The following is a 24789-nucleotide window of genomic DNA, read 5'->3' as shown; positions in this document are numbered from 1 at the left end:
CAGGCCGCTCCCGACGCTCTTCCCGTATCGGACGAGTGCCGCACTCGGCGCGAAGACCGTTCCCGCTCCACCGGCACTCACGCCCGGCGTGATGAACAGCCCCCCATCGGCGCCCATTCCCGCCGCGACTCCTTCTCCGGTCGCGGCGCGGAGGCGAGTCCGTACCGCGACGCATTCTCCTTCCGTCACGGAATTCATCGAGGCGTGCGGGCCGCACTCATGACCGGCGGGCTGCTGATCGCCGGTCCGGGAATGGCGTCGGCGGAGATCGAACCCCCCGTCACCGAGACGGTCTCCGGCCCACTCGAATGCTGCCCGGAGCGTCCGGCGGAGTCCGCCCGCTCCGAGTCGTCCGGCTTCTTCACCGGATTCCTTGTCCCCTCCACCGCACCGTCCGCCGGAGCCACCGCCGAGGTGCCCGGTTCCGAGACCAGATCGACCGCCGCCCTCCCCCGTACCAGCGGCTCCCCCGACCTCCCCGTTCAGCAGGAAAGCAGGAACACCATGACGATGCCTGCGGCCGACGACGCGGCGCTTCCCACATACGACCAGCCTCGATACAGCCAGCACCGTGAGATCGCCGAGTACTGGGATGTCTGGGCGGACGTCAACTCCTCCACTCGGACGCTGTCGGCCGAGGCCCTCGATCGGCTCCCCGCCGGCCCGCTCTTCCACGGCCTGCACCGGGTGATGACGGGGCAGATCCTCACCGAGCCCGTCCAGTCGGCGCACCGGGTCGTGGACCCGACGGCGGTGACGGCCGAGTTCTCCCTCGGCGAGTTGAACGGTCGGCTGCACCAGGCGAAGACCGATGCCTCGAACGTCGGTCCGAAGCTCGCGGTGCCCACGTCGCCCTCGGTTCTCGACGCCTCGGTGACGGCGGAGCTGCCGAGGATCACGGAGCTCACAAAGGACGCGGACACCGCCCAGGACGGCGAATTCGCGACGACGGCGGAGAGTTCCCACACCGCTCGGTCGACGGACCAGGTGCAGGTGCCCGGATACACCGAGAGCGTCCTGCCCGACGGGTCGATGCTCCGGCTGGCATCCGTGCCCACCGAGGTGATTCGCGCGAGCCTGAGCCGAGGTCCGCTGCCGAGCGCTCCTACTGCCGAGGACGTCGACCCGCTTGCCGTGTGGGGCGAGTTCCTGCCCGGCGCGGGCGAACTGCCACGCATCCCGGAACTGACCGCAGTCGTCCGCAGCGCGGCGCTCTCTCCCGCGAGCGTGCTGCCGGAGATGGGCAGGCTCGGCGGCCTCGGCGTGGCCGTGCCCCTGCCGGTCGCACTGCCTGCTCCCGGCTCCGAGTCGGCAGGTTCCGACGTCGCGGCAGGCTCCGAGGTCGAGTCCGCTGCCTTCCAGCGGGTCGAGGGCGACGACCGTCCGACGGTGGAGCTGCCCAGGGTGTGGGCGATCGCCGAGGACCCCGCCGACCTGCCCATGCTTCCCGCGATTCAGTCCAAGTCGTGGGGACTGCTCGGCGCTACCGATCTGCCGGAGATCCCCGAGCTGGCCGACGCCTTCGGCGCGGTGTCGCTGAGCGACCCGGCCGTGGTGATGGTCAGCCTGCCCACGCCGACGGCGCAGGGAGCAGGCACGACGGCCGAGCACGGCGTCGTCGTGGTGAGCCTGCCCGCGAGCACCACCTCGACCGATGCCGCCGGGGCCGATGCTCCGCAGGCGGATGTCTCCGAGGCAGGCGTGACCGAGCCCCGTGTTCTGGTCGCCGCCGAACAGCGCGCCGACGACGAGCAGGCGGAGCCGCTGCCGCAGGGCGCGTCGACTGCGGCGGTTGCAGGCGGCTCGGTCGCTCGGCAGCGTGGTCTCGAAGGGCTCGGCCTCGGCGGCGGCCTGCCGCTCGACGGGCCGACGGGCTCGCTGCAGTTCGACGCGCTCAACGACATGAACGGACTTCCGCTGCTCGGCCGTCCCGAGGTTCCCGCCCTGAGCACGCTGGACACCGCTGTGCTGCTGCGCGCTGTCACCAGTGAGGAGACCGGAGACCTCGCAGCCCGGAATTGAGCGACTGAACGGGTCAGATCAGCTGGACCAGGAGCGGGTCGACGGCGGCGAGAGCCTCCGTCGACCCGCTCTCGTCGTCGAGGCCCGCGGTCTGAGTATCGGTGCGGCTGCCAGCTGAGGTGCCGGTGGGCGAGGCCCGGACTGCCGGGTGGGAAGTGCGCGGAGGGGCCAAGGCCGGAGCGGAGATCGGCGTGTTCCGCCGACCGACCCGTCGAAGCCTTGACGCACCGGCCGGCGGGGCACTCCGGTCCCTCTCGTCGACGCCGAACCGGCTGGTCCCTCTCGCTGGTGGTGTGGTCGTCGGACGAGTCGCGGGCCCGTGTGGCCTGCGGCCGGGCTCGGCGCGGTCGGCAGACCTTCGCCGGGATCGCACCGCACCTCGGCGCGTGGCGGACCGCCGTGATCGGTGGTTCGGTGGTCGAGTCCGGCCCGAACTCGGTGTGAATCACGGCGGGTCGATCCAGGGGATGCGGACTGATTACCGATCAGCCGCGGCGACGCAGGATCGCCTCGGCGCGGTCGAGCATCGCGACCGACGGCGCGGTCCCGTCGTTGGTCACCCATGCGGTCCGCAGTTCGGGCCGCAGCCTGACGCGGCCGAGGAGCACGGGTCGGCCGGCGACCTCGTTCACCTTCGCGGCGATGGCGCAGCCGCTCCCCCTGGGATGCTCCGCGACGACCGCGAACTCGTCGCTGCCGTAGCGGGCGACGGTGTAGTCAGCACGGAGACCGACCTTGAGACGGTCGGCCAGCGTCATGAGCAGTTCGTCGCCGCGCTCGAAGCCATGAACGGCGTTCACCTGGGCGAGGCGACAGATGTCCATCAACACCAGGGTGACCATGGTGCCCCTGGTGTCCGCCCGGACGAGGCTCTCCTGGAGTCGGTCGAGCAGCAGCACCCGGTTCGGCAGGCCGGTCAGTGGATCGATCACGCCAGCCCGGCGCGCGGGTTCGCCGTCCACAGGTTGCAGGATCGACAGCAGCGCGGGCGCTCCGTGCAGGCTGGTCACATGGAAGCCGACCCACAGCCTAGTCTCGACGTGGCTTGCGTCGACTCGGAGCACGGGAAGCTGGAGGACACCCGCCCGGCGGGTCAGCTGGTCGATGAGCTCGTTCGTTCCGGGCAGCGGCGCGCCGGACTCGTCTCGCAGTACCCGTTCGACCCGCAGGCCGCCCGCGAGCAGCTCCGCCCTGGACAGGCCGAGCAGCATCGCTGCGAGTTCGTTCGCGGCGAGCACCTCGCCGCCCGCATTCTGTAGCAGCACTCCGACCGGCAGCTCCGCGACGACATCGCCCCAGACCGAGCCGGTTTCTCGTCGTGCCGCCGTCCCCACGGCACTCATTTGGCCCCATACCTTCCGCCGAACGGAGCACTGGAGCTGAGCCTCCCCTGCGGTTCGCCCCAGTTCAAGTCCACCGGGGGCCTCAGATGGGTGGTTTCTCTATCGATCTATGAACGCTGAGTGAAGTGGCCAGTGACCGAGTAGGCCCGACCCGGTGGTGGGACTCCTTCGGAGCGGAGGCCGCCAAGTGCGATCCGCCGGTATGCGAGCGGCCGTGCCGCAGCCGTGGACGGGGCCCGCGAGTAGAAGCGGAGGTCTCTCGCAGTCAGATGACCTCCTCGGCAAGGAGCGCGGTCGCAGCGACCTTCCTTCGACGATGGTTGGAACGGCATCCCGCGTTCACGTCCTCGTCGACTTGCGTCGTTAACGTCCGCCCATGGACAGCCTGCCTACTCACCTTCGCCAGGCCTCTCGCCGGGCGGTACTCGGCGCTGCGCTCGGCACCGGTGCCATCCTGCTCAGCGGGGCCGCCGCGACAGCCGATCCCGATCCGGCCTCCTTCGGGCCGTGGAGACCGCCGGGCTCCCGTCGCCGACGCGTGTTGTTCGCAACGAACGAACCGTGGGGCACGTATCACGTGAAACCGCTGCTCACCGAGGCGCGTCGACGCGGCTGGGAACTGACTCAGCTGGTGCCGGACCTGTCGAACATCGCGCCGGACGATCCGGTCGAGGCCGTCACACTGGAGAACGCGCCCGACGCAGACCTTTTGGTGGTCAACGGGGCGGAGGACTGGCCGGCTGACTGCGCCCGTCGACTGCGTCGACTGCCGCTGGCAGCCGCCTCCCTCGCCTATCTGCCTGCCGAGGAGACGGCCCGCGCACGCGAACTGCGTGGGCGAGTGCGGTGGGCTTCGGCCGGCTCCCCTGCCGAGGCGCGGGCGTTCCGGGAGTACCTGGGGTATCGGGGATGGGTCTGGCCGGTCGGGTCGCCGCAGACTGATGACCTGCCCGTCCGGCGGCCTGAACCTGACACGGTGCTCATTCTGACGAGCGTCACGCACGCGGACGAGACCGGCGGTGCCGCGCCGGGTGCCGAGCTGCTGGCTGGTTCCGCTGCGCGGTTGGCCGAGTCTGGGAAGCGGATCATCGTCGGGCTGCATCCGCGTGAAGACCCGGCGTTATGGGACGACTACGAGATCACCCCGTTGCCTTCCGTTGACGCCTCCGCACTGGTCGAGACGGCCGTCGGTATCCCCGGCTCGGTGTTTCCCCTGGTCGCCGCCGTAGGAACACCCCTTGTCGGCTGTGTCGATCCCGCGCTGGCGGTACCGGAGCATCTGTTGCGCGTGTGCTCGTCGATCATTCGTGATCCGGCGGACATCGTGACCTCGGTCGAGCAGGCGCAGCCGGTCGACGCGTCGACCCGTCGCGACGTGGTGGGACCGGTTGGTGGATCCGCCCGACGACTCTTCGACGGCTGGGAGCGGATCATCCGACGCCCTTGGTGATAGACGCTCCCCGGATGCCGGATGCCGGATGCCGGATGCCGGATGCGAGGTGATCCTCGGCCTGCGGCGATCGTCGCAGGTCCGCGACGAGACAGTCAGGCCGGGCATCGCGAGTCGCAGACTGCTGCGGATCGACCGGCCCGCCGTGCTAGCTTTATTTAGCGATCGATAAACAAAGGTGGCTCACCGAGGCGCGCGATCGCCGACGGGATGGTGCGGATGCTCGGGCAGCACACGGCGGGAGTCGGGCGGACGGTGCCGTTGCTGGTGCTCACGGCGGGCGTGTTCGTCATCGGCACGGCGGAGTACGTCGTCGTGGGGCTGCTTCCCCAGCTCTCCGTCGATCTCGACGTCTCGGTACCGACGGCAGGAATGCTCATCACCTGGTACGCGCTCACCGTCACGGTGGGCGGGCCGCTCATCACCCTCGCGACACTCCGGCTGCCACGGCGTCTGTTGCTGTCCTGCGCCGCACTCCTCTTCGCGCTCGGCAATCTCGTCGCGGCGACGGCGGACACGTACGGCCTGCTGGTCGCAGCGCGGGTGGTGACGGCGTTGACGCACAGCACCTTCTTCGCCGTCGCGCTGGTCACCGCCGTGGCGCTGGTGCCTGCCCACCGCCGTGGTCTCGCCGTAGCCATGGTGTCGGCCGGTTTCAACCTCGCCACCGTCCTCGGTGCTCCGGCGGGGACCTGGCTCGGCGCGGTTCACGGTTGGCGCGCCACATTCTGGGCGATCACGATCCTCGCCGTGACGGTGGCGATCGCGCTTCCGCTCGCGGTCCGGGGCACGGTGTCGTCCTCGCCCGGCCTTCGCAGTGAGGTCCGTGCCCTCCTCGACGGTCGAGTCGCGACCATGTTGGCGATCACCGTTCTCACCCAGGCCGGGCTGTTCACGCTGTACACCTATATCGCTCCGCTGCTCACCGAGGTCAGCGGATTCGACGGGCAGACGGTGGCTCCGCTGCTCATGCTCTTCGGCGCGGGCGCGCTCGTCGGGAATCTGTTCGGCGGCAGCCTGGCCGACCGAAGTCCATGGGGCTCTCTCGTCGCGCTGATCGCCGCGCTTGCGGCGACCTCGGCGGTCTTCCTCGTGACCGCCACCAGCCGGCCGGGCGTCACCGTGGCCTTGGTGCTGCTCGGAACGGCGGCGTTCGCGTTGGTCCCGGTTCTGCAGACTCGGGTCGCCGCGCTGGCCGCCTCGGCACCGACGCTCGCGATCGCGACCAACACCTCCGGCTTCAACCTGGGCATTGCCGCGGGCTCCTGGCTCGGCGGCAGGCAGCTGGACGCGGGCTTCGGGCTGATCAGCCTGCCCGTGACGGCGGCACTGCTGGTCATGGGCGGACTCGTTCTCGCGTGTCTGCTCGCCCGTCGAATGCGGGCCCGATCCACTGAGGTGCCGATCGGCCCTCCACGTCGCCCGGCAGCAGGAGCACCGTCGGCGTCGTCACCGGCCGGATCGATCGAAAACCCTTGACCTGCCGCGATCACCGGCAGCCGTCGTCGTGACGGAACATTTCTCGCCAGCAGAAGGAGTGCAGATGACGTCCATCTCCCGATCGGACACCCCCGCGCTGACCCGGCTCGTGCGCGGCACCGGCCCCGGTGTGCTTCTCGCCCACGGAGGGGGCGGCGGCGCCGAGGCCAACTTCGGCCCGCTTCTCGACGGCCTGGCTGCGGAGTACACGGTCGTCGGCCCCGACTACCCCGGTGCGGGGCGGACGCCGAGGTCGACTCGACCACTGGACATCGACGTCCTGGCCGATCAGCTGGTCGCCGCCGCCGTCGAGGAGGGCCTGGACACCTTCGCCGTCGTCGGCTACTCGATGGGTGCGCCGTTGGCGGTCCGAGCGGCACGCAGGCATCCGGATCGAGTGCGGGCTCTCGTGCTGACCGCAGGCTTCGCGGTGGCCGGGCCTCGCCTGCGGCACGCCGTACGGCTGTGGAAGGGCCTGCTGGAGCACGGTGACGAGGCCCTTCTCGGCAGCTTCCTGACGATCATCGCGGGCGGCGTCCCCTACCTGGACGGGTTGTCCGGGGAGCAGATCGACGGGATCGCGGCACACACGGCGCGCACCGTCCCGTCAGGGACGCCCGAGCATGTCGACCTGGCCGGTCGGATGGACGTCCGGGCGGACCTGCCCCACATCGCGGTGCCCACGCTGGTCATCTCGACCACCGAGGACCTGCTGGCGACCCCGGCGAGTCAGCGCGAACTCGCCGAGGGCATCCCCGCCGCCCGGCTGGTCGACATCGACACCGGGCACCTGCCGTTCGTCGAGCAGCCCGAGCAGTGGTCGAAGCTGATCCACGGGTTCCTCGGCGAGGTGCATCGCCGCTGAGCGGCGATGCACGTTACGCCCGTCGAGCCCAGAACTATGCCTTGGCGGCGGAGCGGATCGGCTCGCCGATCTCGTGCATGTGCTTCAGCGCCATCACATACGAGGTGATCAGACTGGTCTCCTGGTAAGAGACGCCGAGTTCCCGGCAGTAGTCCTGAACGATCGGCTTGGCCTTGCGCAGATTCGGGCTCGGCATATGCGGGAACAGATGATGCTCGATCTGATAGTTCAGACCGCCCAGCGCCACGTCGGTCACCAGGCCACCGGTGACGTTGCGCGAGGTGAGCACCTGGCGACGGAGGAAGTCGAGCTCGTCCTCCTTGGTGAGGGTCGGCATTCCCTTGTGGTTGGGCGCGAAGATGCTGCCGAGGTAGACGCCGAACAGGGCCTGGTGGACGAGCATGAAGACGATCGCCTTGCCCACCGGCAGCACGGTGAACAGCGCCGCGAGGTAGAGCACGAAGTGACTGATCAGGGTCACCGCCTCCAGGCCTCGACCGCGCAGGTCACGGCGGAAGAGGGCGCGGACGCTGGAGACGTGGAGGTTGAAGCCCTCCAGCGTGAGCAGCGGGAAGAAGAGGAAGGCCTGCCTGCGGCCGATGAACTTGGCGATCCCGCTGCTCACCCGCGCCTGGCGCTTCGACCAGATGAGCAGCTCCGGCGAGACGTCCGGGTCCAGCTCCTCGTGGTTGGGGTTGGCGTGGTGGCGGGTGTGCTTGTCCATCCACCAGCCGTAGCTCATCCCGATGCCGAGATTGCCCGCGAGTCGGCCGCTGAACGCGCTGATCTTCCGCTTCCGGAAGACCTGACGATGCGCGAGGTCATGGGCGACCAACGCCACCTGACCGAACACGATCGCGAGGTAGACCGCGATGGCGATCTGCCACCAGGAGTCGCCGACGAGGAAGAACGCGACCCAACCGCCGATGAGCAACGTCGCGACGATGCTCAGGCGGATGGCGTAGTAGACGGGCCGTCGATCGAGCAGGCCCGCGTCGTTGATCCGCCGAGCGAGCTGGGCGAAGTCGTTGGCCGACTTCTCCTCGGTCGACTCCTGCGCCTCCGGTCGGGCCGCCATCAGGGCTGTCGAGGACCCGTCGTTCGAGTCGCTCCGCGCGGCTGCCCCGCCAGAAGGGGCTGCGTTATTCATGTGGGCTGATTCTACGGAGATGCCAGGCGGATACAGTCGTGGTAGGCGTCTGGACTTCTGCGCGGATTCATGCATCACCGCTCGGAGAGACCGAGGTCACCGGCGGAAAGTCCGTTTCCTCCCACTATGAGGCCCCGGCTCGCCGCGAAGCCGATGCCCTCGGAAGAGTCCTCGGTCAGATGACCCGGTTCATCGAATGCCCGGCGGGTCAGTCCGCCGAGTTCGGGGACCAGAGTCCCACGGCCGTTCCCTCGCGAACATGCCGTTCGTAGGTGACCACCTTGCCGTGGATGATCCCCAGGCTTGCGGTCAGGGCGTCGATCCTGGCCTGCACGCTGCGTTCATGCTCCTGCAACAGCGCCAGGCGAGCCTGCTCGTTACCCGGGCCGGACCGGACGAGCCCGGCGAACTTCCTGAGCGTGGCGATCGACATGCCGGAGTCGCGCAGCCTGCCGCACAACATCAGCCAGTCCACATCCGCCTGGTCATAGACCCGCTGCCCGCCGTTGGTGCGGGGGATCTCCCGCAGGAACAGCCCTTCACGCTCGAAGTACCGCAGCGCGTGCACGCCCAGCCCGGTCCGTTCGGCGACCGTCCCGATGGACAGGCCGCTCGACTCTCCGCTCACGGGACCGAACGATACCTTGACCTAGGGTGCACTCTAGATCCTAGCGTCGCGCTGTGACCACGAGACAGCAGAAGATCGGCACCGGCCTCGGTGCCCACAGCACGGCCGACGACGTCCTCGCCCAGATCGACCTGACCGGCACCACCGCGCTGGTCACCGGCGGGTATTCCGGGCTCGGCCTGGCGACCAGCCGTGCGCTGGTCCGCGCCGGAGCACACGTCATCGTTCCCGCTCGTCGACCGGCTGCGGCCGAGGCCGCGCTGCGCGACCTGCCCAGAACCGAGGTGCACGCACTCGATCTGGCAGACCTGGACAGCGTGCGAGTCTTCGCTGAGCGAGTCCTCGAGTCCGGTCGTCCGTTGGACCTGCTCATCAACGGCGCGGGCGTGATGGCCTGTCCGCAGTCGAGCGTCGGCGCCGGCTGGGAGGCACACTTCGCGATCAATCACCTGGGGCACTTCGCTCTCGTCAACCGCCTGCGGCCCGCGCTGACCTCATCCGGGTCGCGGGTGGTCACGGTGGCCTCGTCCGGGCACTTCCTGTCCGACATCCGCTGGACGGACCTCCACTTCCGTGCCGGCTACGACCGGTGGCTGGCATACGCCCAGTCCAAGACCGCCAACGCCCTGTTCGCCGTGCATCTCGACCGCCTCGGCAGCGACCTGGGCCTGAACTCCTTCGCCGTGCACCCGGGCAGCATCCTGACGCCGTTGCAACGCCACATCCCTCGCTCGCAATGGTTCGAGCAGGGCTGGGTGACGTCCGACGGCGAGCCCGTCGCAGGCTTCAAGACCCCCGAACAGGGCGCGGCGACCGCCGTGTGGGCGGCGACGTCACCCCTGCTGGGCGACCGGGGCGGTGCCTACTGCCAGGACTGCGATGTCGCCGAGCCCGCCACCTCGGACGACATGCTGGTCGGCGGCGTCAAGCCGTGGGCGATCGACCCGGCTGCGGCGGAGCGGCTCTGGACGCTCTCCAGCGAGCTCACCGGGCTGGACGCCTTCTGATCAGGACGGCTGTCGGGCATGGCGCTGGAGCAGCGTGCTGAGCGATCACGGAGGTCACCTCGCTCGACAAGGACCGCCTGGTGCCGGCGGGCACCGTGCCCACGACCTGGGATCCCTCGCCCGGCGTTGGTGTGACTGCACGGCGGCGGCGAGACGAACGCCGCCGCCGACTCCAGCGCGTACCGACTCACCGTCACCAGCGGCGTCCTCGTCGTGGCATAGGCGCGCCTGTCACGACCGGCAGGCCTGTAGGTCAACCGGCCACCTGTGACGCAGACTCCTCCTCACCGCTCTGGGGCGAGTTCCGTACGCGGCTGGGGCGACGCGAAGTGCGTGAGTACGGCAGAGATCCACGCCTCATTCGCGTCGGCGTCCGTCGGGTCCGGCTGCGGCGATCCGCTGATCGTCGCGGTCAGCGCCAGATACCGGTCGAGTACACCGGTGAAGCGGGAGACGAACTCCTGGGCGCGTTCGTATGACTCGGTCGTGGTGTCCGGCCCCGAAGCCAGGTAGCGGCGCGTCTCGTCGGCGTCGTACTCGCCGGTGATCTCGGCAGTGAACTCGGTCGTGGCTTTCACGAGCCGCTCGGCGAGCTCACGGGCGCGGGGCGAGTCCACCGGGAGCCCGGACGTGCGGGCTGCCCCGATCTCCTGCTCGATCGCCCCCTGTTCCTCCAGCCGCTTCAGCATCTCCGGCGAGGTCACCTGTAGTGCCTTGTCACCGGCGAAGCTGTCGTGGAAGAACCGGCGGACCTCGCGTCGGAAGTCGGCGTCCCGGACCATGTCGGCCAATTCGATCCAGGCTTCGAGTTGTTCAGTGGTGGGTTCCTCCGGAAGCTTCGGGCGCATCTGATGCAGCAGCCTGGTGTAGGCGGGGTGTACCGGGAGGCCGTCACTGACCTCATCCCAGAACTCGTCGATGAGCTGATCTCGGTCGTCGTCGGACATGGCCGCGAGCTTGTGCATGAGAGCAATCCGTTCGGTCGCGCTGTCTTGTCTCACGATGGTGCGGAGGACGGCCCGTCTGGCCTGGAGCCGACGCGTCTGGCGCTCGACGAGCGCCAGATGCGTCCTGGCCAACTCGTGCAGCGTGGTCTCCTCGGCGAGCAGACTCCGGATGTCATTCAGGCTGGCGCCCAGTTCGCGGAGCGTGCGGACGAGTTCCAGTCGGGCGATGGAGCCGACGTCGTACAGCCGGTAGCCCACGCTCGTATGGCCGTCGGGCGGAACGAGCCCGGCATCGGAGTAGAACCGGACGGCGCTGACGCTCAGGCCAGTCCGCCGGGCCACATCCCCGATGGGGTACAGCTCCTTGTCGTCCACGGCGCCCACTATGGCGCCTCAAGCAGCGTGAGACTCAAGCCCGTTTTGCGGCCCTCGGACCAGTTGCGGCGGGCGAACTCGGGCCGCACCGCGTGCGGTGTCCCCCTCCGACGACATGTCGACGTCGTCCCGCAGCGTGTTCTTCTTCTGCCGACGTCGTCGTCGAGTCGAGGCCAGCCGGAATCAGCAGAGGACTCCCGCGTCCCCTCGTCCCCTCGGTGCCGACGGCCTGCCGTCGCCGAGAAGCGGTCGAATGTCCGAGCGAATGGTCTAGCCGGGTTTCATCCCCTCCCCTGATCCCAGGTGACCGGCAGTTCATGGACGCCGTAGATGTTCATGTCGGTCTTGAGCCGCACCGCATCGGCGGGGACGGCGAGTTTCAAGGTCGGGAAGCGATGCAGGAGTCCCTCGAAACCGGCGCGCATCTCGATGCGGGCCAGCTGTTGGCCGAGACACTGGTGGATGCCGTGGCCGAAGGAGAGATGACCGCGGGCCCGGCGGCGGATGTCCAGGGCGTCGGGGTCTTCGAAGCGTCGGGGGTCCCGGTTGGCGGCCAGCATCGAGATGATGACGCTCGATCCTCTGCTGATCGTCTCCCCGCCGAGCTCGATGTCCTCCGTGGCATAGCGGAGAAGGATGTCGACGACGGACAGCGAGCGCAGGAGTTCCTCGACGGCATCGGGTAACAGCTCGGGACGGGCCCGCAGTTCGTCGGCCTGCTCGGGATCTTCTAAGAGTGCGAAGGTGCCCAGCCCCAGCATGTTGGCGGTGGTCTCGTGGCCCGCGAGCAGCAGCAGGAAGGCGATGCCGGTCAGTTCGTCGATGGTGAGGTCCTCCTGGCGGGCCAGGTCGGACAGGATGTTCTCGCCGGGAGCGGTGCGAGTGCGCGTGATCAGTTCGGTCAGGTAGGTGTTGAGTGCGCCGTGCACGGCCATCTTCTCCTCGAGCGGCAGGTCCTTGACGAGGAATCTCGCGGAGCGGGCCTGAAATTCCTGCCGGTCCGCGTAGGGGACGCCGAGGAGCTCACAGATCACCAGCAACGGCACCGGAACCGCGAATTCCGCCACCAGGTCGACCGGCGGAGTAAGGCGAGCCATCGCGGCCAGCCGATGCTCGACGATTTCGGCGATGTGTGCTTCGAGCTGCTTCATCCGTCTGACGGTGAAGGCTCCGGTGAGCCTGCGTCGCAGTCGGGTGTGGTCCGGCGGGTCCATGGCGATGAACATGCCCGGCGGCTGCGGGGACGGTTCGGTGAAGGTGGGCATGCCGGGGATCTCCCACGGTACGTGGAGGACGCCGATGTCCTGGCGGGAGCTGAATCGGGTGTCGGCCATGGCCTTGCGGACGGCGTCGTAACCGGTGATGAGCCAGCCCTCGTGACCGTCGGGGAAGACCATGGGGCTGACGGGACGAGCCTCCCGGAGTCGGGTGATGGCGCGGGGCGGATCGAAGGGGCCCGCATCGCGTTCCATGGGGAGGCCGTGCGGAATGGAGATCGGGTGGTTCATGAATTTCCTCTCGTGGCGATGGTGCCAGGCGTAATCGCTGTCGTTTCTGCTCGCCGACTGACTCGGACAACGGCGATGCCGGAGGCATGGTTGATCAGGGCGCGTTGTGGCGATGGTTGATATCGGCAGGAATGCCGGGATGGGGCGATAAATGTCGCGCGGCCGATGATGATGCAGCCGTCGCCGATCGGGGTCATTCGTGATGACCCGTGCGCGATCAGCACATGGTGATCACCATGAACTGGGAAAGGTCGTTTTTCCTACTGCCGGGACAGCTGTCCTCTCGGGGGTGATCACCGAAAGTCTGTGCCGCATCGTTCATTCGGTTACGGGATCAACGCGAATCCTCGCGATTGAACAGCTTCTTCGACCACAGGTATCCGCCGAATGCGATGACCGCGCACCAGGCGAGGGCGATCCACGCATTGTTGCCGATCGGTCCGCCCGTCAGCAGGCCGCGTAGGGTCTCGATGATCGACGTGAACGGCTGATATTCGGCGAACCAGCGCAGCCCGTCGGGCATGGAGTCAGTGGGGACGAAGCCACTGCCGAAGAATGGCAGGAGCATCAGCGGCATGGGCAGGTTGCTCGCGGTCTCCACGCTCTTGCTCACCTGGCCCAGTGCGACGCAGAGCCAGACGAGCGCGAACGTCAACGCCAGGAGAAGCCCGGCTGTGGCCAGCCACTCGACCACTCCCGCAGTGGATCGGAAGCCGATCAGCATTGCCACGCCGATCAGGACCGCCACGCTGAGCATGGCCTGGATGACGCTGCCCAACACGTGCCCGGTGAGCACCGAGACCCGGGCGATGTGCATGGTGCGGAATCGGGCGATGATGCCCTCGGCCATGTCCATGGCAATCGATATCGCGGTCCCCTGCACCGTGGCCGTGACGGTCAGCAGGATGATCGCGGGGGTGACGTACTCGAGGTACTCGGCGCGTCCGCCCGATCCGCCGCTGAGCCCGGCGCCCAGCGTTCCGCCGAACACGGACACGAACAGCAGCAGCATGACGATCGGCATCCCGATGAGCAGCACGGTCATCGACGGGTATCGCAGCAGATGCTTGAGGTTGCGGCGCAGCATCGTCGCCGAGTCGCGCAGCGGATGGAGACGGATGCTCGCCGGTGCCTGCCCGGTGAGGGCATGGGCGGAGTCGCTCATCGGGAGGTCGCCTTCGTGTCGGAGGAGTCGCTGGTGAGGGCGAGGAAAACGTCGTCGAGATCGGTGGTGTGCACCGACAGTTCGTCGACCTCGACCGCACCGGCTGCTAGTTGGTCGATCAGGGTCTGCAGCGAGCGCAGGCTGCCGTCGCCGGGGACCCGCAGGCTGAGCGGGTCGCCGTCGGGAGAGACCTGACCCAGCATGCGTGCGGCTGCGTCGAGGCTGCGCTGATCGCCGAACCGCAGACGGACATGGCTGCCGGGGATGCGACGCTTCAACTCGTCCGGGGTGCCCTCGGCGACCAGCCGACCGTGGTCGAGGACCGCGATCCGATCGGCCAGCTCATCGGCCTCCGCCAGGTACTGCGTGGTCAGGAAGATGGTGACGCCCTCGGCCACCAGCTCTCGGACGATCTGCCACATGCCCAGGCGGCTGCGCGGATCCAGGCCGGTCGTCGGCTCATCGAGGAAGATCACTCGCGGGCTGCCGACCAGGGTCATCGCCAGGTCGAGCCGACGCCGCATCCCCCCGGAGTACGTCGAGACCGGCTTCTCTGCCGCCCCGACCAGGTCGAACCGTTCCAGCAGTCCGGCGACGCGCTGCCTGCCCTCGCCTTTGGCGAGGTGGTGCAGGTCCGCCATCAGGAGCAGGTTCTCCCGGCCGGTGAGCAGGTTGTCCACCGCCGAGAACTGGCCGGTGACACCGATAGCGGCGCGCACCGCACCGGGTTCGCCTGCCAGGTCGTGGCCTGCGATGCGGACGTCACCGGCATCGGCACTGATCAACGTGGCCAGGATCTTGACCGTGGTGGTCTTCCCTGCGCCGTTCGCCCCGAGCAGTGCGTAGACCGTTCCCGGTGGGATGGTGAGGTCGATGCCGTCGAGTACGACCTGGTCGCCGAACGACTTGCGCAACCCGGTCACCACGATTGCAGGCGTAGATCGTGTGGTGGTCATGGCTCTCCTTACGAACGTCGGATCGTGATGCCGCCGAACGAGGTACGCGCGCGCACCTCGACGGTCTCGTCGGACTCCTCGGGCCGGGCGGCGGTGTCCAGCAGGTTGTGCACCTGCCCGAACTTGGTGTGCACCTCGAGCCACGCGGCGGTGCCCTCGGCGATGCCGATGTCCAGATCGCCCATCGCGGAGCCGAGTTCGACGGAGCCTCGGGCCACCTCGCCGACGCGAACGCTGCCGTTGGACGTCTTCGCATCGACACCCCCGCCTGCCCGCTCGATGGAGATGCCGCCGTTGGCCGAGCGCACCCGCACGTCGCCGTCGGCGGCCTCGATCTCGGTATCGCCGTTGGAGTTCTTGACGGCCACGGAGCCTTCGACCTTGCCGATGCGGACCTTCCCTGATCCGGTGTGGATCTCGACGTCGCCCGCGACGCGGGTTGCGGTGACGTGACCGGCTGCGGTGTCCACCCGCAGCGGACCGGTCCGCTCCAGCCGGACGTCTCCGGCGGAGGTCTTGAACCGGCACTTCCCCAGCAGACCGGTGCCGTTGAGGCTGCCCACCTGGACGTCACCGGAGAGCTGCGAGCCGCTGGGCAGCACGATGGACACGTCCACCGACCTGGTCTTGCGGGAGAAGTCGAAGAGGGGCGCTTTCGGCCCGGTGATGCGGAGCACGCCGTTCGCGTAGTCCACCCGGACGTCGCGGGCGGCCTGCACGTCCGACTCATCGGATTCATCGCTCGGACGCACGTCGACGATGGTGTCGGCGCGGTCGCTCGCGCTGATCCGCACGGTGCCGACGCCCAGTTCGAGCGTGGCGGAGATCGGTTCGGGTGTGGCGAATTCAGGCATGGCTGTCCCCTCGTCATGGATCGGTGAAGCATCCCCGCAGTTCAGGGGCGTGATGTGGTGGAAGGTGGTGCGTCAGCGCACCCAGCCGGTGAGGTGCTGCCTGCTCCGTCGGCCGCCGGTGTGCTGCTCGGCGAACTGGTCGCGGTCGGAACGCTGTAGGGCGGTCGAGGCCGCGCGGACCAGCCAGGCGTTGACCGAGCGGCCCTCCTTGGCTGCGGCCTCCTCGATCGCGGCCTTGAGCTGCTCCGGGAGTCGCACGTTGATCCGCGAGCTGGGGCCGTCCTCGGCGATCAGCGCGCCGCCGTCGGCCGCCGGATCGTCCTGGGCGGCGGCGGGCGGCGGCTCGGCGGGCGGTGCGGTCACGACGAAGTTCGGATCGCGGCCGCGCAGGCGCAGCTCCACCGAGCCGGGGGCCAGGTCGCTGGTGATCTCGTCGGCGGCTGCGGACAGCGCGTCCAGCAACGTCATCCGGATGGCCGACTCGAGTGGCCCGCTCAGGCGCTCGACCAGCGCACGAGCCTCGTCGCCGCCTACTTCGGCCAGCGCGGCGAATTCCCGTCCGAGGTTGCTCACCTGCGAGGTCAAGTCCATGGCACAACAATGACACTAAAGTGGCTCCAGTACAAGGAAAACTGGCTCACACGTGATGCCAAGTTGGCTCAGCATGCCGTCGTTGGTGGAAAAGTGCTGGTCAGCCTCGCGTCGGAAGTCGGGAGGAAGTCGGCGGTGCGAAGCCGAAGTCAGCAGCGAGACCTACGGCTTCATCTCAGCTCTGGGCCATGTCGACGAAGCGGCTGTAGTGGAGCTGATGGGCCAGCGTGACGGTCGCGGTGGGTCCCGCACGATGCTTGGCCAGGATCAGGTCCGCCTCGCCCATCCTGGGGTCGTCGCGCTCGAAGGCATCCGGTCGGTGGATCAGCAGCACCATGTCCGCGTCCTGCTCCAGCGAGCCGGACTCACGAAGGTCGGAGAGCATCGGCCGCTTGTCGGTGCGCTGTTCCGGGCCTCGGTTCAGCTGGCTGATCGCCACCACCGGCACCTCCAGCTCCTTGGCGAGGAGCTTGAGGTGCCGGGAGAACTCGGAGACCTCCTGCTGGCGTGACTCGACGCGCTTGCCGGAGCTCATCAGCTGGAGGTAGTCGACCACCACGAGCTTGAGGTCGTTGCGCTGCTTGAGCCTTCTCGCCTTGGCACGGATCTCCATCATCGTGAGGTTCGGCGAGTCGTCGACGAACAACGGGGCCTCGCTGACCTCGCCCATTCGTCTGGCCAGTCTGGTCCAGTCGTCGTCGGTCATCTTCCCGCCGCGCATGTCGCCGAGGCGGATGCGTGCCTCGGCCGAGAGCATCCGCATCACGATCTCGGTCTTGCTCATCTCCAGCGAGAAGATGACGCTGCTGAACCCGTGCTTGATCGAGCACGAGCGCGCGAAGTCCAGTCCGAGGGTCGACTTGCCGACACCCGGCCGCGCCGCGACGATGATCATCTGGCCCGGATGCAGGCCGTTGGTGACGGCGTCGAGATCGACGAAGCCGGTCGGCACGCCCAGCGACTGGCCGTCACGGGAGGCGATGGCGTCGATCTCGTCCATCGTCGGTTGGAGCAGATGTTCGAGGGCGACGTAGTCTTCGCTCGTCCGGCGCTCGGTGACCTCGTAGATGGCTGCCTGCGCCCGGTCGACGACCTCATCGATCGCGGCACCCTCCGAGCCGTGGTAGCCGAGCTGGACGATCCGGGTGCCCGCCTCGACGAGGCGTCGCAGCACCGCCTTCTCCGCGACGATCTCGGCGTAGTACCCGGCGTTGGCCGCCGTGGGCACGGTGGCGATCAGGGTGTGCATGTACGGGGCCCCGCCGATCCGAGGCAGCTCGGAGCGTCGCTCCAGCTCGGCCGACACCGTGATGGCGTCGGCGGGCTCGCCTCGGCCGTACAGGTCCAGGATGCAGTCGTAGATCGCCTGGTGCGCCGGTCGGTAGAAGTCGTCCGGGCGGACCACCTCGACGACATCGGCGATGGCGTCCTTGCTGAGCAGCATCCCGCCGAGAACGGACTGCTCGGCGGCCAGATCCTGCGGCGGCTGGCGGTCGAACGCGTTCTCCGTCGCCGCTCCGCGATCGTCGGTCAGAGCCACCTGTTCCCTCCGGTCCTTGCTCCGCGATTCACTGCCGCCGCTTCTCGACTCGACCGAGCCGGGTTCGACCGAGCCGAATCGCCTGGCCGATGCGTCTGGGCCGATATGCCCGAGGACGTCCCGCCTGCCCGCTTGATCCGGCCGATTCTGCCGTCTGCCGGGCCGTCGACACCGGCTCCTGGAGACCGAACGCTAGATCCCTCTTCTGGAGCAGGCAAACACTCCTGTGGACGTGCCTGTGGATAACCTGGGGATGTGGGTGGTGAACTGACCACAGCCTGCGGCAAGCCTGGGGACAACCTGTGGATAACTTGGGTAGGCTTGATGAGAAGAGCAGGTCAGGCCTTGTGGACAAAATGTGTGGAAACTACTCGCGACACCCTTCGGCGTGTCGCGAAAAGCGCCCCTTCGGCGTGTCGTTCGAGCCGGTCGGGCGAAATGATCCACAGGGACCGGGCCAGCTGTCCACTAGTGCTTCTGAGTGATAACACTGAGCCGAGCGACCCGCCTGGGGCGGGCTGTTCGGCACTCGATTCGTCACCCTCGGCAAGGCGATCGACCCGCACGAGGCACAGCGGATCACGCGACCGAGTGTCGGCTCCGCGTGGTCTTCACGCTCCGATCGGGCCTGAAACAGACGGCCGCGGCGCCGCCCTGTCGAGACAGGAGCGACGCCGCGGCCGAATGCAGCAGTCGTCTTAGCCGATCACTCGGCCGGGGCGACCTCAAGGTTGATCGCGACGGTGACCTCCGGGTGGAGCCGGATGTTCACCGGGTGCCTGCCGGTCTTCTTGATGTGACCGGGAAGCTGGATCGCCCTCTTGTCGAGCAGCGGGCCGCCTGCGGCCTTGACCGCGGTGACCACGTCGGCCGTGGTCACCGAGCCGAACAGCTTGCCGCTGTCCTGCGAGGCGCGGACCCGGTGCCGGACGGCCCCGAGGCCCTCCAGGCTCGACTTGATCTCCTTGGCGTGGTCGAGGTCGCGGATCCGCCTGCCCTCTTGCGAGCGGCGGATCGTGGCGACCTGCTTCTCCGCGCCACGCGTGGCCAGGATGGCCAGGCCGCGCGGCACCAGGAAGTTGCGGCCGTAGCCGTCCTTGACCTCGACGATGTCGCCGGGGCCGCCGAGACCGCTGACGTCAGCGGTGAGGATGAGCTTCATCTTCGCTCCTTACCCTCTCAGCGAGCGGTCGAGGTGTAGGGCAGCAGCGCCATCTCTCGCGAGTTCTTCACCGCGACGGCGACGTCCCGCTGATGCTGGCTGCAGTTGCCGGTCACTCGACGAGCCCGGATCTTGCCGCGGTCGGAGATGTACTTCCGAAGCAGCGTGGTGTCCTTGTAGTCGATGTTCTGCGGGTGGCCCTTCCGGGCGTCCTTGCAGAAGACGCAGACCTTCTTCTTCGGCTTGCGTACGGGTGGCTTAGCCATTGGTCTTACTCCTGGTTGTCATCCTCATCGGCCGCGAATCGTCCCTCGTCGGCCGGAACCGCCGGTGGCCGTGCCGTCTAGAACGGAGGCTCGTCGCTGTATCCGCCGCCGGAGCCGCCACTCGGGCCCGCCGGGGGCGCGGAGCCCCACGGGTCGTCGGCGGGAGCGCTGCCGCCACCGCCGCCTGCTCCGTAGCCGCCGCCTCCGCCGCCACTGCCCCGGCTCACCTTGTTGACCTTGGCGGTCGCGTACCGCAGCGAGGGGCCGATCTCGTCGACCTCAAGCTCGACGACGGTCCGGTCCTCGCCTTCCTTGGTCTTGAAGGAGCGCTGGCGCAGCCTGCCCTGCACGACGACGCGCATACCCCGGCTCAGGGACTCGGCCGCGTTCTCGGCCGCCTGACGCCAGAGGCTGCAACGAAGGAACAGCGCTTCGCCGTCCTTCCACTCGCCCGACTGCCTGTCGAAGGTGCGTGGGGTGGAGGCCACGGTGAAGTTCGCCACCGCCGCACCTGATGAGGTGAAGCGGAGGTCTGGATCTGCGGTCAGGTTCCCGACCACGGTGATTGTCGTCTCACCAGCCATCAGTGCACCTCCGCCCGATCACTTCGAGACGGCGTCGCGCCGCAGGACCTTGGTGCGCAGCACCGTCTCCTGCAGCGAGAGCTGACGGTCGAGTTCCTTCACCGTGTCCGGCTCGGCGTGCACGTTGAGCAGGGCGTAGATGCCCTCGGCGTGCTTGTCGATCTCGAAGGCCAACCGGCGCCTGCCCCAGACGTCGACGTTCTCCACATTGCCGCCCGCAGTGCGGATGACGTTGAGGAACGTGTCCAGGGACGGAGCGACGGTGCGCTCGTCGAGACTGGGGTCGAGGATGACCATTACCTCGTAATGACGCATGACAGACCTCACCTCCTGTGGTCTCATCGGCCACGGGCTGTCCGTGGCAGGAGGGTCGTCGCGTCGACAACGGAACTACGTTAGCAGCGTCGGGTCCGATCGCCGTTCGGCCCCTGCCGCCAGCTCACATGAGGCCACCGCAGACCTCACTTGCACGCCGTCTGTTGGTTACCCTCACCGCTATGCCTATCGGTGCGCACGTCGACGCCGACGATCCGCTCGGCACCGCCCGTGAACGAGGGGCGGAGGTCGTGCAGTTCTTCCTGTCCGACCCGCAGACCTGGAAGTCCCCCACCCCCCATCCGCAGGCGGCAGAACTGCGTGCGGCGGGCGTCGCGGTCTTCATCCATGCCCCTTACGTGCTCAACGTGGCATCCACCAACAACCGGATTCGCATCCCGTCGCGCAAGGCCGTGATCGCGCAGGCGAAGGCCGCCGCCGAGACGAACGCTCTCGGGCTGATCGTGCACGGTGGTCACGTCCGGCAGGGCGAGGACCCGGCGGTCGGCGTGGCCAACTGGCACAAGTTCCTCTCCCGGCAGGCCGCCGAGGGCGGCTTCGGCGTGCCGGTGCTGATCGAGAACACCGCAGGCGGCGACGGCGCGATGGCCCGAGGCCTGGACGCACTCGACCGGCTGTGGGACGCCATCGGCGAGTTCGACCCCGGCTTCTGCCTGGACACCTGCCATGCCTTCGCCTCCGGCGAGGACCTCGTGGGTCTCGTCGAGCGCGCGCGGGCGATCACCGGCCGCATCGACCTGGTGCATCTGAACAGCTCGCGGGACGCCTTCGGCTCCTCCCGTGATCGACATGCCAACATCGCCGACGGCACCATCGACGCCGCCCAGCTCGTCGCGGTCTGCGCGGAGGCCAGGGCGCCCGTGGTGGTCGAGACCCCAGCGACGGGCCAGGCGGCCGACATCAGCCATCTACGCCGCGAACTGGGAGTCTGATCCACCGTGCCGAGCGATGATCGGGACACCGTGCAGGCATGGGATCAGGAAGGCCACTCGTCGGAGGCTCCGCCACAGTCTGGTGGCGCAGGGTCTCCGCCACGATCCGGCGGCGCAGGCCGGGTGCGCGCGCTGACGAGGTACGCGCTCGCGTTCCTGGTGCTCCTCAGCGGGGTGACCCTCTTCCTCGGGTACGCGAACAAGGCGCGCTGCACCGGCCCGGAGTTCGATCAGTTCGGTCGCAGCCAGCCTGATTACAAGGAACGGATCGACGGCGACGTCTGCTATTCCGACATCCAGCACCTCTGGCTCGGCCGGGACATCGACCAGCACGTCTTCCCCTATCTCAGCGGCGGCATCACCGAGGACGGGCAGCTGGTCGGCGGGGTCGTGGAGTACCCGGTCCTGAGCGGGCTGTTGATCTGGGCAGGCGCATTGTTCGCGTCCAACGACGCGCAGTTCCTGCTGGGCTCCGCCCTGGTGATGGCGCCGTTCGGCCTGGTCACGGCGTGGCTGCTCGGGCAGCTCGCCCGTTGGAGGGCACTCGTCTGGGCCTTAGGGCCGCCCATCGTGCTCTATGCCTTCCACAACTGGGATCTGCCGGTCGTCGCCTGCGCGGTCGCCGCCGTCTACGTCTTGCAGCGGGGTTGGGGCCGGGCCGGGCCCGATCGGCCGTTGATCGACCGAGCGGTGGCCGCCTCGGTACTGCTCGGCCTGGGGTTCGCGTTCAAGGTCTATCCGGGCATCTTCGTGCTGCCGTTGGCGCTGTACGTGTTCTCCGGCGGGTACCGGGGGCGTGAGCTGCCTGCCGACGTGGCCGCGCGCGGGTCTCGGTGGGACGTCGTCGGCGCGGTGAAGGTGGGCCTGGCCGCCGTGGTGACGGTGGTCGCGGTGAATCTGCCGTTCGCCGTGCTCGGCTACGAGGGCTGGCTGGCCTCCTTCGAGTTCCAGGGCAACCGGTTCGTCGACGTGACGACGAACTCGATCTGGTACTGGGGCTTCCGGCCGTGGTCGAACTCCGACAACGCGGGCTTCCAGGGCGCGATGGACGTCATCTCCCCTGCCGCAGTGCTCCTGTCGTTCATCCTGGCCTGCTGGCTTGGCTGGCGGCGGATGCAGCGGGACGGCACGTTCCCGTGGATCCAGGTCTCGGCGGCGATGCTCTGCGGGTTCCTCCTGCTGCACAAGGTGCACTCGCCCCAGTACGCCCTCTGGCTGCTGCCGTTCTTCGTGCTGCTGCGGATTCGCTGGGAGTGGATCGCCGCGTACTTCGTCGCCGATCTCGCAATCGGGATCGGGATCTTCCGCTGGCTCTACATCACCAATCAGGGACTGCCGTCGACGGTCTACGACGGCTTCGCTCCGCAGGCGCTGATGATCGGCGTCTGGGGGCGGGCGGCGCTGTTGGTGGCGTTGTTCTTCGTCTTCCTGGCCGCGCGTTCCACCGTCGATCACGAGGTGCCGCCCAGAGTGCGGCGACCTCGCCGAGGTGCGACGCCGTCGATGGCGGGTTAGCGTCCGGCACGAGTCGAGGGCGGCGGCGAATTGGTCGGGGGGCGTACCAACCCGCCGCCGCCGATGCTCAGTGTTGACTATCCGACCCGTTTCCGTAAGGGGTTCTCGCCCTCGACACCGGCGATTGGGTGAATTTCTCCCGACCATCCGCTTTCGTGCTGCCGGACTCGCAGGGTGGGCCCACGCTCTAGTTCGAACATGATTCAGGTTTGTGAGGGTGAGCGTGCGGCCGAGGGCCCACCGGGGGCGGTGACGTGATGCGTGATCAGAGTCGACGTGGCATTCGAGTGCTCTTCGGAGACGGCGTCATCGGGGTGCAGGACAGGAAGAAGGTGCGCGGCCCGTCGATACTGGTCACCACGGACGTCTGGCTGCGGTTCGTCCGCGCGGTCCGCCGCGACGAGTTCTTCGACTTCGACGTGCCCGACGAGATCCTGGCCAGGATGGACTCCCTCGTGACGCCCGACGTCCTCGACCTGCCTGATCAGCGCACCCCGCTCGGCGGGGAGTCCGTCGAGGCCGAGCCCGCGGTGCTGGAGGGCTCGGTGATCATCGGTTCGGCGCGTCGAGTCAGGTTCCAGCGCACCACGTCAGGTGCCCCGTCGAGCACACCGCCTGCGGGGTCGTCCTCGCCGGAGGATCTGACGCGGTCTCCCTCCGGCCGATAGACGTCGCGCAGCACCAGCACGCACAGCATGATCACCGCGAGGTCCCGAAGCACCACGGTGCCGAGGAACCACTCGACGGGCAGGCCCTTGTTGTCCTCGCCGAGGTAGAAGAACATCCTCGGCACCCAGACCAGGGCGTCCAACGCCATCCAGGCGAGCAGCGGACGCCAGCGCGGCAGCGCCAGCACGGCGAGCGGCACCAGCCACAACGAGTACTGCGGACTCCACACCTTGTTGGTCAACAGGAACACGGCCACGACCAGGAAGGCAAGCTGAGCCACTCGCGGCCTGCGGGCGGCGGTGAGCCCGACGAAGGCGATGCCGAGGCAGCCGAGCAGGAACAGCACGGCCGTCACCGTGTTCAACACCACCGGCGTCTGACCGGGCTCCAACGGCCCGTCGAAGCCAGCCCAGCCCGTGAACCGGCTGATCACGTTGTAGATCGAGTCCGGATCGGCGATGCGTTCGCTGTTCAGCCGGTAGAACTCGCGCCAGCCATCCGGGTACAGCACCGCGATCGGCAGATTGACGGCCGTCCACGTCGCGACGGCGGCGCCCGCGGCCCGCAGCCAGGGCACGAGCCGACCCGCCCGGAGACACAGGATCAGCAGCGGACCGAGCAGGAACAGCGGGTACAGCTTCGCGGCGGCGCCGAGGCCGATCAGCACGCCCGCGAGCACCGGCCGTCGACGGGCCCAGGCCAGCATGCCCGCCGTGGCGAAGGCGGTGGCGATCGTGTCGAAGTTCGTGAACGCGTGGACCAGGACCAGCGGCGAGATCGCGACCAGCGCGGCGTCCCACGGCCTGCGGCGGGCCAGCAGCGTGACCGCCCAGACCGTGACGAGCCAGCCTGCGGCCAGCCACAGCGAGGTGATGGTGAAGTAGACCGCGACCGGCAGCGCGGTGGGCACCAGCCCGGTCTCGGCGACGCCGAGCCACGCCCTGGCCAGCTCGGCGTTGAGCCACTGGAACATCCCGGTGATCACCGGGTACTCCATGTACCGGACCTGCTCCTGGTCGGTGCCCTCGTTCTCGACCCAGGAGTCGCGGTACGGGAAGGCGCCGATGTCGAGGTGCTCGGCCGAGTAGAGCGGCACGATGTCCGAGTAGCACATCGCGACGTACTGTCGGTTGCCGCTCCAGTCGAGCTGTGCCACGCCCTGATCGTCGACGTACTGCTGGATGCAGGGCGCCTTGAGGCCCCAGCCGAGCGCGAGCGCGAGGACCGCCAGGAGCAGGCCGACCCGCAGCGGGCTCCAGAACCAGTGCCGCCCCACCACGGCGTGTCTGCCCAGCGGGCCGCCGAACAGCCGACTGGCGGTGCGGGCGAGGCCCTCCGTCCGGGTGGGGGCGATGCGCTGCTCGGGCCGCAGCGTCTCGGTGTCGACCCGATGGCCGGGACCGATCCGATCGGCGTCCTGCGCCAGCGGGCTTCGGTCGGCAGCC

22 protein-coding genes are annotated in these 24789 nt (G+C 68.5%); 7 read left to right on the top strand and 15 right to left on the bottom strand.

The features are described 5' to 3' along the window. Nucleotides 1-204: 204 nt before the first annotated feature. Complete coding sequence (locus UA75_RS30800; protein ID WP_157434527.1) at nucleotides 205-2022, top strand: hypothetical protein; 1818 nt, start codon at nucleotides 205-207, stop codon at nucleotides 2020-2022. A 485-nt stretch (nucleotides 2023-2507) separates the two neighbouring features. On the opposite strand, the gene UA75_RS30795 is transcribed toward UA75_RS30800, so the two are convergent. After that, nucleotides 2508-3365, bottom strand: coding sequence for a GGDEF domain-containing protein (locus UA75_RS30795; RefSeq protein WP_075743201.1), 858 nt, complete (start codon nucleotides 3363-3365; stop codon nucleotides 2508-2510). A 376-nt stretch (nucleotides 3366-3741) separates the two neighbouring features. On the opposite strand from UA75_RS30795, the gene UA75_RS30790 reads away from it, so the two are divergent. From UA75_RS30790 to UA75_RS30780, 3 genes are all read left to right on the top strand, one after another. After that, a complete protein-coding gene (locus tag UA75_RS30790; RefSeq protein WP_075743200.1) occupies nucleotides 3742-4815 on the top strand; it encodes a hypothetical protein in 1074 nt (357 codons plus the stop codon). 219 nt (nucleotides 4816-5034) lie between these two features. After that, the gene (locus UA75_RS30785) at nucleotides 5035-6294 is read left to right on the top strand and encodes an MFS transporter (protein WP_198042884.1); all 1260 of its coding nucleotides are present in this window, start codon (nucleotides 5035-5037) and stop codon (nucleotides 6292-6294) included. Nucleotides 6295-6358: 64 nt separating this feature from the next. Continuing rightward, nucleotides 6359-7159, top strand: coding sequence for an alpha/beta fold hydrolase (locus tag UA75_RS30780; protein WP_075744415.1), 801 nt, complete (start codon nucleotides 6359-6361; stop codon nucleotides 7157-7159). A gap of 34 nt (nucleotides 7160-7193) precedes the next feature. Here the strand turns inward: UA75_RS30780 and UA75_RS30775 are convergent, their stop codons facing one another. Both UA75_RS30775 and UA75_RS30770 read right to left on the bottom strand, forming a co-directional pair. Beyond that, nucleotides 7194-8237 carry a fatty acid desaturase family protein gene (locus UA75_RS30775; protein ID WP_075743199.1) on the bottom strand — a complete coding sequence of 348 codons (1044 nt, stop codon included), beginning with the start codon at nucleotides 8235-8237 and terminating at the stop codon, nucleotides 7194-7196. A 280-nt stretch (nucleotides 8238-8517) separates the two neighbouring features. Then, nucleotides 8518-8937, bottom strand: a complete 420-nt coding sequence (locus UA75_RS30770; RefSeq protein ID WP_075743198.1) for a MerR family transcriptional regulator — start codon at nucleotides 8935-8937, stop codon at nucleotides 8518-8520. A 53-nt stretch (nucleotides 8938-8990) separates the two neighbouring features. Between UA75_RS30770 and UA75_RS30765 the strand changes: the two genes are divergently transcribed. Beyond that, a complete protein-coding gene (locus tag UA75_RS30765; protein ID WP_075743197.1) occupies nucleotides 8991-9944 on the top strand; it encodes an oxidoreductase in 954 nt (317 codons plus the stop codon). Nucleotides 9945-10228: 284 nt separating this feature from the next. Here the strand turns inward: UA75_RS30765 and UA75_RS30760 are convergent, their stop codons facing one another. The 11 genes from UA75_RS30760 to rpsF form a co-directional block, all read right to left on the bottom strand. Next, a complete protein-coding gene (locus tag UA75_RS30760; protein ID WP_232237568.1) occupies nucleotides 10229-11266 on the bottom strand; it encodes a MerR family transcriptional regulator in 1038 nt (345 codons plus the stop codon). 281 nt (nucleotides 11267-11547) lie between these two features. After that, nucleotides 11548-12774, bottom strand: a complete 1227-nt coding sequence (locus UA75_RS30755) for a cytochrome P450 (protein WP_075743195.1) — start codon at nucleotides 12772-12774, stop codon at nucleotides 11548-11550. Between the two features lie 334 nt (nucleotides 12775-13108). Further along, nucleotides 13109-13939 (bottom strand): ABC transporter permease, encoded by an 831-nt coding sequence (locus UA75_RS30750; RefSeq protein WP_075743194.1) that lies wholly within the window; start codon nucleotides 13937-13939, stop codon nucleotides 13109-13111. Further along, nucleotides 13936-14895 (bottom strand): ATP-binding cassette domain-containing protein, encoded by a 960-nt coding sequence (locus UA75_RS30745; RefSeq protein ID WP_075743193.1) that lies wholly within the window; start codon nucleotides 14893-14895, stop codon nucleotides 13936-13938. The genes UA75_RS30750 and UA75_RS30745 overlap by 4 nt, the downstream gene beginning before the upstream one ends. Before the next feature lie 8 nt (nucleotides 14896-14903). Then, nucleotides 14904-15749, bottom strand: a complete 846-nt coding sequence (locus tag UA75_RS30740; RefSeq protein WP_075743192.1) for a DUF4097 family beta strand repeat-containing protein — start codon at nucleotides 15747-15749, stop codon at nucleotides 14904-14906. Nucleotides 15750-15821: 72 nt separating this feature from the next. Continuing rightward, nucleotides 15822-16340 (bottom strand): YlcI/YnfO family protein, encoded by a 519-nt coding sequence (locus UA75_RS30735; RefSeq protein ID WP_075743191.1) that lies wholly within the window; start codon nucleotides 16338-16340, stop codon nucleotides 15822-15824. Nucleotides 16341-16515: 175 nt separating this feature from the next. Then, nucleotides 16516-17880 (bottom strand): replicative DNA helicase, encoded by a 1365-nt coding sequence (dnaB, locus tag UA75_RS30730; protein ID WP_075743190.1) that lies wholly within the window; start codon nucleotides 17878-17880, stop codon nucleotides 16516-16518. 706 nt (nucleotides 17881-18586) lie between these two features. Beyond that, nucleotides 18587-19042, bottom strand: a complete 456-nt coding sequence (gene rplI / locus UA75_RS30725; RefSeq protein ID WP_075743189.1) for a 50S ribosomal protein L9 — start codon at nucleotides 19040-19042, stop codon at nucleotides 18587-18589. Between the two features lie 17 nt (nucleotides 19043-19059). Continuing rightward, nucleotides 19060-19308, bottom strand: coding sequence for a 30S ribosomal protein S18 (gene rpsR, locus UA75_RS30720; protein WP_069853009.1), 249 nt, complete (start codon nucleotides 19306-19308; stop codon nucleotides 19060-19062). Nucleotides 19309-19385: 77 nt separating this feature from the next. After that, on the bottom strand, nucleotides 19386-19892 hold the full coding sequence (locus UA75_RS30715; RefSeq protein ID WP_075743188.1) for a single-stranded DNA-binding protein: 507 nt from the start codon (nucleotides 19890-19892) through the stop codon (nucleotides 19386-19388). A gap of 18 nt (nucleotides 19893-19910) precedes the next feature. Continuing rightward, complete coding sequence (rpsF, locus tag UA75_RS30710; protein WP_083683848.1) at nucleotides 19911-20207, bottom strand: 30S ribosomal protein S6; 297 nt, start codon at nucleotides 20205-20207, stop codon at nucleotides 19911-19913. Between the two features lie 182 nt (nucleotides 20208-20389). Here rpsF and UA75_RS30705 point away from each other — a divergent pair, with 182 nt between their 5' ends. Together UA75_RS30705 and UA75_RS30700 are read left to right on the top strand one after the other, a co-directional pair. Continuing rightward, nucleotides 20390-21160, top strand: coding sequence for a deoxyribonuclease IV (locus UA75_RS30705; protein ID WP_075743186.1), 771 nt, complete (start codon nucleotides 20390-20392; stop codon nucleotides 21158-21160). Between the two features lie 132 nt (nucleotides 21161-21292). Then, the gene (locus UA75_RS30700; protein ID WP_075744414.1) at nucleotides 21293-22675 is read left to right on the top strand and encodes a glycosyltransferase family 87 protein; all 1383 of its coding nucleotides are present in this window, start codon (nucleotides 21293-21295) and stop codon (nucleotides 22673-22675) included. A gap of 484 nt (nucleotides 22676-23159) precedes the next feature. On the opposite strand, the gene UA75_RS30695 is transcribed toward UA75_RS30700, so the two are convergent. Continuing rightward, nucleotides 23160-24749, bottom strand: a complete 1590-nt coding sequence (locus UA75_RS30695; protein WP_075744413.1) for a glycosyltransferase family 87 protein — start codon at nucleotides 24747-24749, stop codon at nucleotides 23160-23162. Nucleotides 24750-24789 lie beyond the last annotated feature (40 nt).

It is taken from the genome of Actinoalloteichus sp. GBA129-24, from assembly GCF_001941645.1.
GTDB classification, from domain to species: domain Bacteria; phylum Actinomycetota; class Actinomycetes; order Mycobacteriales; family Pseudonocardiaceae; genus Actinoalloteichus_A; species Actinoalloteichus_A fjordicus.
Note: the sequence above shows the minus strand (reverse complement) of the source record. Positions and strands in the feature narration are given on the sequence as shown.

Bases quoted from the DNA above. Each gene is read 5' to 3' on its own strand.
- UA75_RS30795 (WP_075743201.1), bottom strand. From the start codon at position 3,365: ATGAGTGCCGTGGGGACGGCGGCACGACGAGAAACCGGCTCGGTCTGG.
- UA75_RS30790 (WP_075743200.1), top strand. From the start codon at position 3,742: ATGGACAGCCTGCCTACTCACCTTCGCCAGGCCTCTCGCCGGGCGGTA.
- UA75_RS30785 (WP_198042884.1), top strand. From the start codon at position 5,035: ATGCTCGGGCAGCACACGGCGGGAGTCGGGCGGACGGTGCCGTTGCTG.
- UA75_RS30780 (WP_075744415.1), top strand. From the start codon at position 6,359: ATGACGTCCATCTCCCGATCGGACACCCCCGCGCTGACCCGGCTCGTG.
- UA75_RS30775 (WP_075743199.1), bottom strand. From the start codon at position 8,237: ATGGCGGCCCGACCGGAGGCGCAGGAGTCGACCGAGGAGAAGTCGGCC.
- UA75_RS30755 (WP_075743195.1), bottom strand. From the start codon at position 12,774: ATGAACCACCCGATCTCCATTCCGCACGGCCTCCCCATGGAACGCGAT.
- UA75_RS30750 (WP_075743194.1), bottom strand. From the start codon at position 13,939: ATGAGCGACTCCGCCCATGCCCTCACCGGGCAGGCACCGGCGAGCATC.
- UA75_RS30745 (WP_075743193.1), bottom strand. From the start codon at position 14,895: ATGACCACCACACGATCTACGCCTGCAATCGTGGTGACCGGGTTGCGC.
- UA75_RS30740 (WP_075743192.1), bottom strand. From the start codon at position 15,749: ATGCCTGAATTCGCCACACCCGAACCGATCTCCGCCACGCTCGAACTG.
- UA75_RS30735 (WP_075743191.1), bottom strand. From the start codon at position 16,340: ATGGACTTGACCTCGCAGGTGAGCAACCTCGGACGGGAATTCGCCGCG.
- rplI (WP_075743189.1), bottom strand. From the start codon at position 19,042: ATGAAGCTCATCCTCACCGCTGACGTCAGCGGTCTCGGCGGCCCCGGC.
- rpsR (WP_069853009.1), bottom strand. From the start codon at position 19,308: ATGGCTAAGCCACCCGTACGCAAGCCGAAGAAGAAGGTCTGCGTCTTC.
- UA75_RS30715 (WP_075743188.1), bottom strand. From the start codon at position 19,892: ATGGCTGGTGAGACGACAATCACCGTGGTCGGGAACCTGACCGCAGAT.
- rpsF (WP_083683848.1), bottom strand. From the start codon at position 20,207: ATGCGTCATTACGAGGTAATGGTCATCCTCGACCCCAGTCTCGACGAG.
- UA75_RS30705 (WP_075743186.1), top strand. From the start codon at position 20,390: ATGCCTATCGGTGCGCACGTCGACGCCGACGATCCGCTCGGCACCGCC.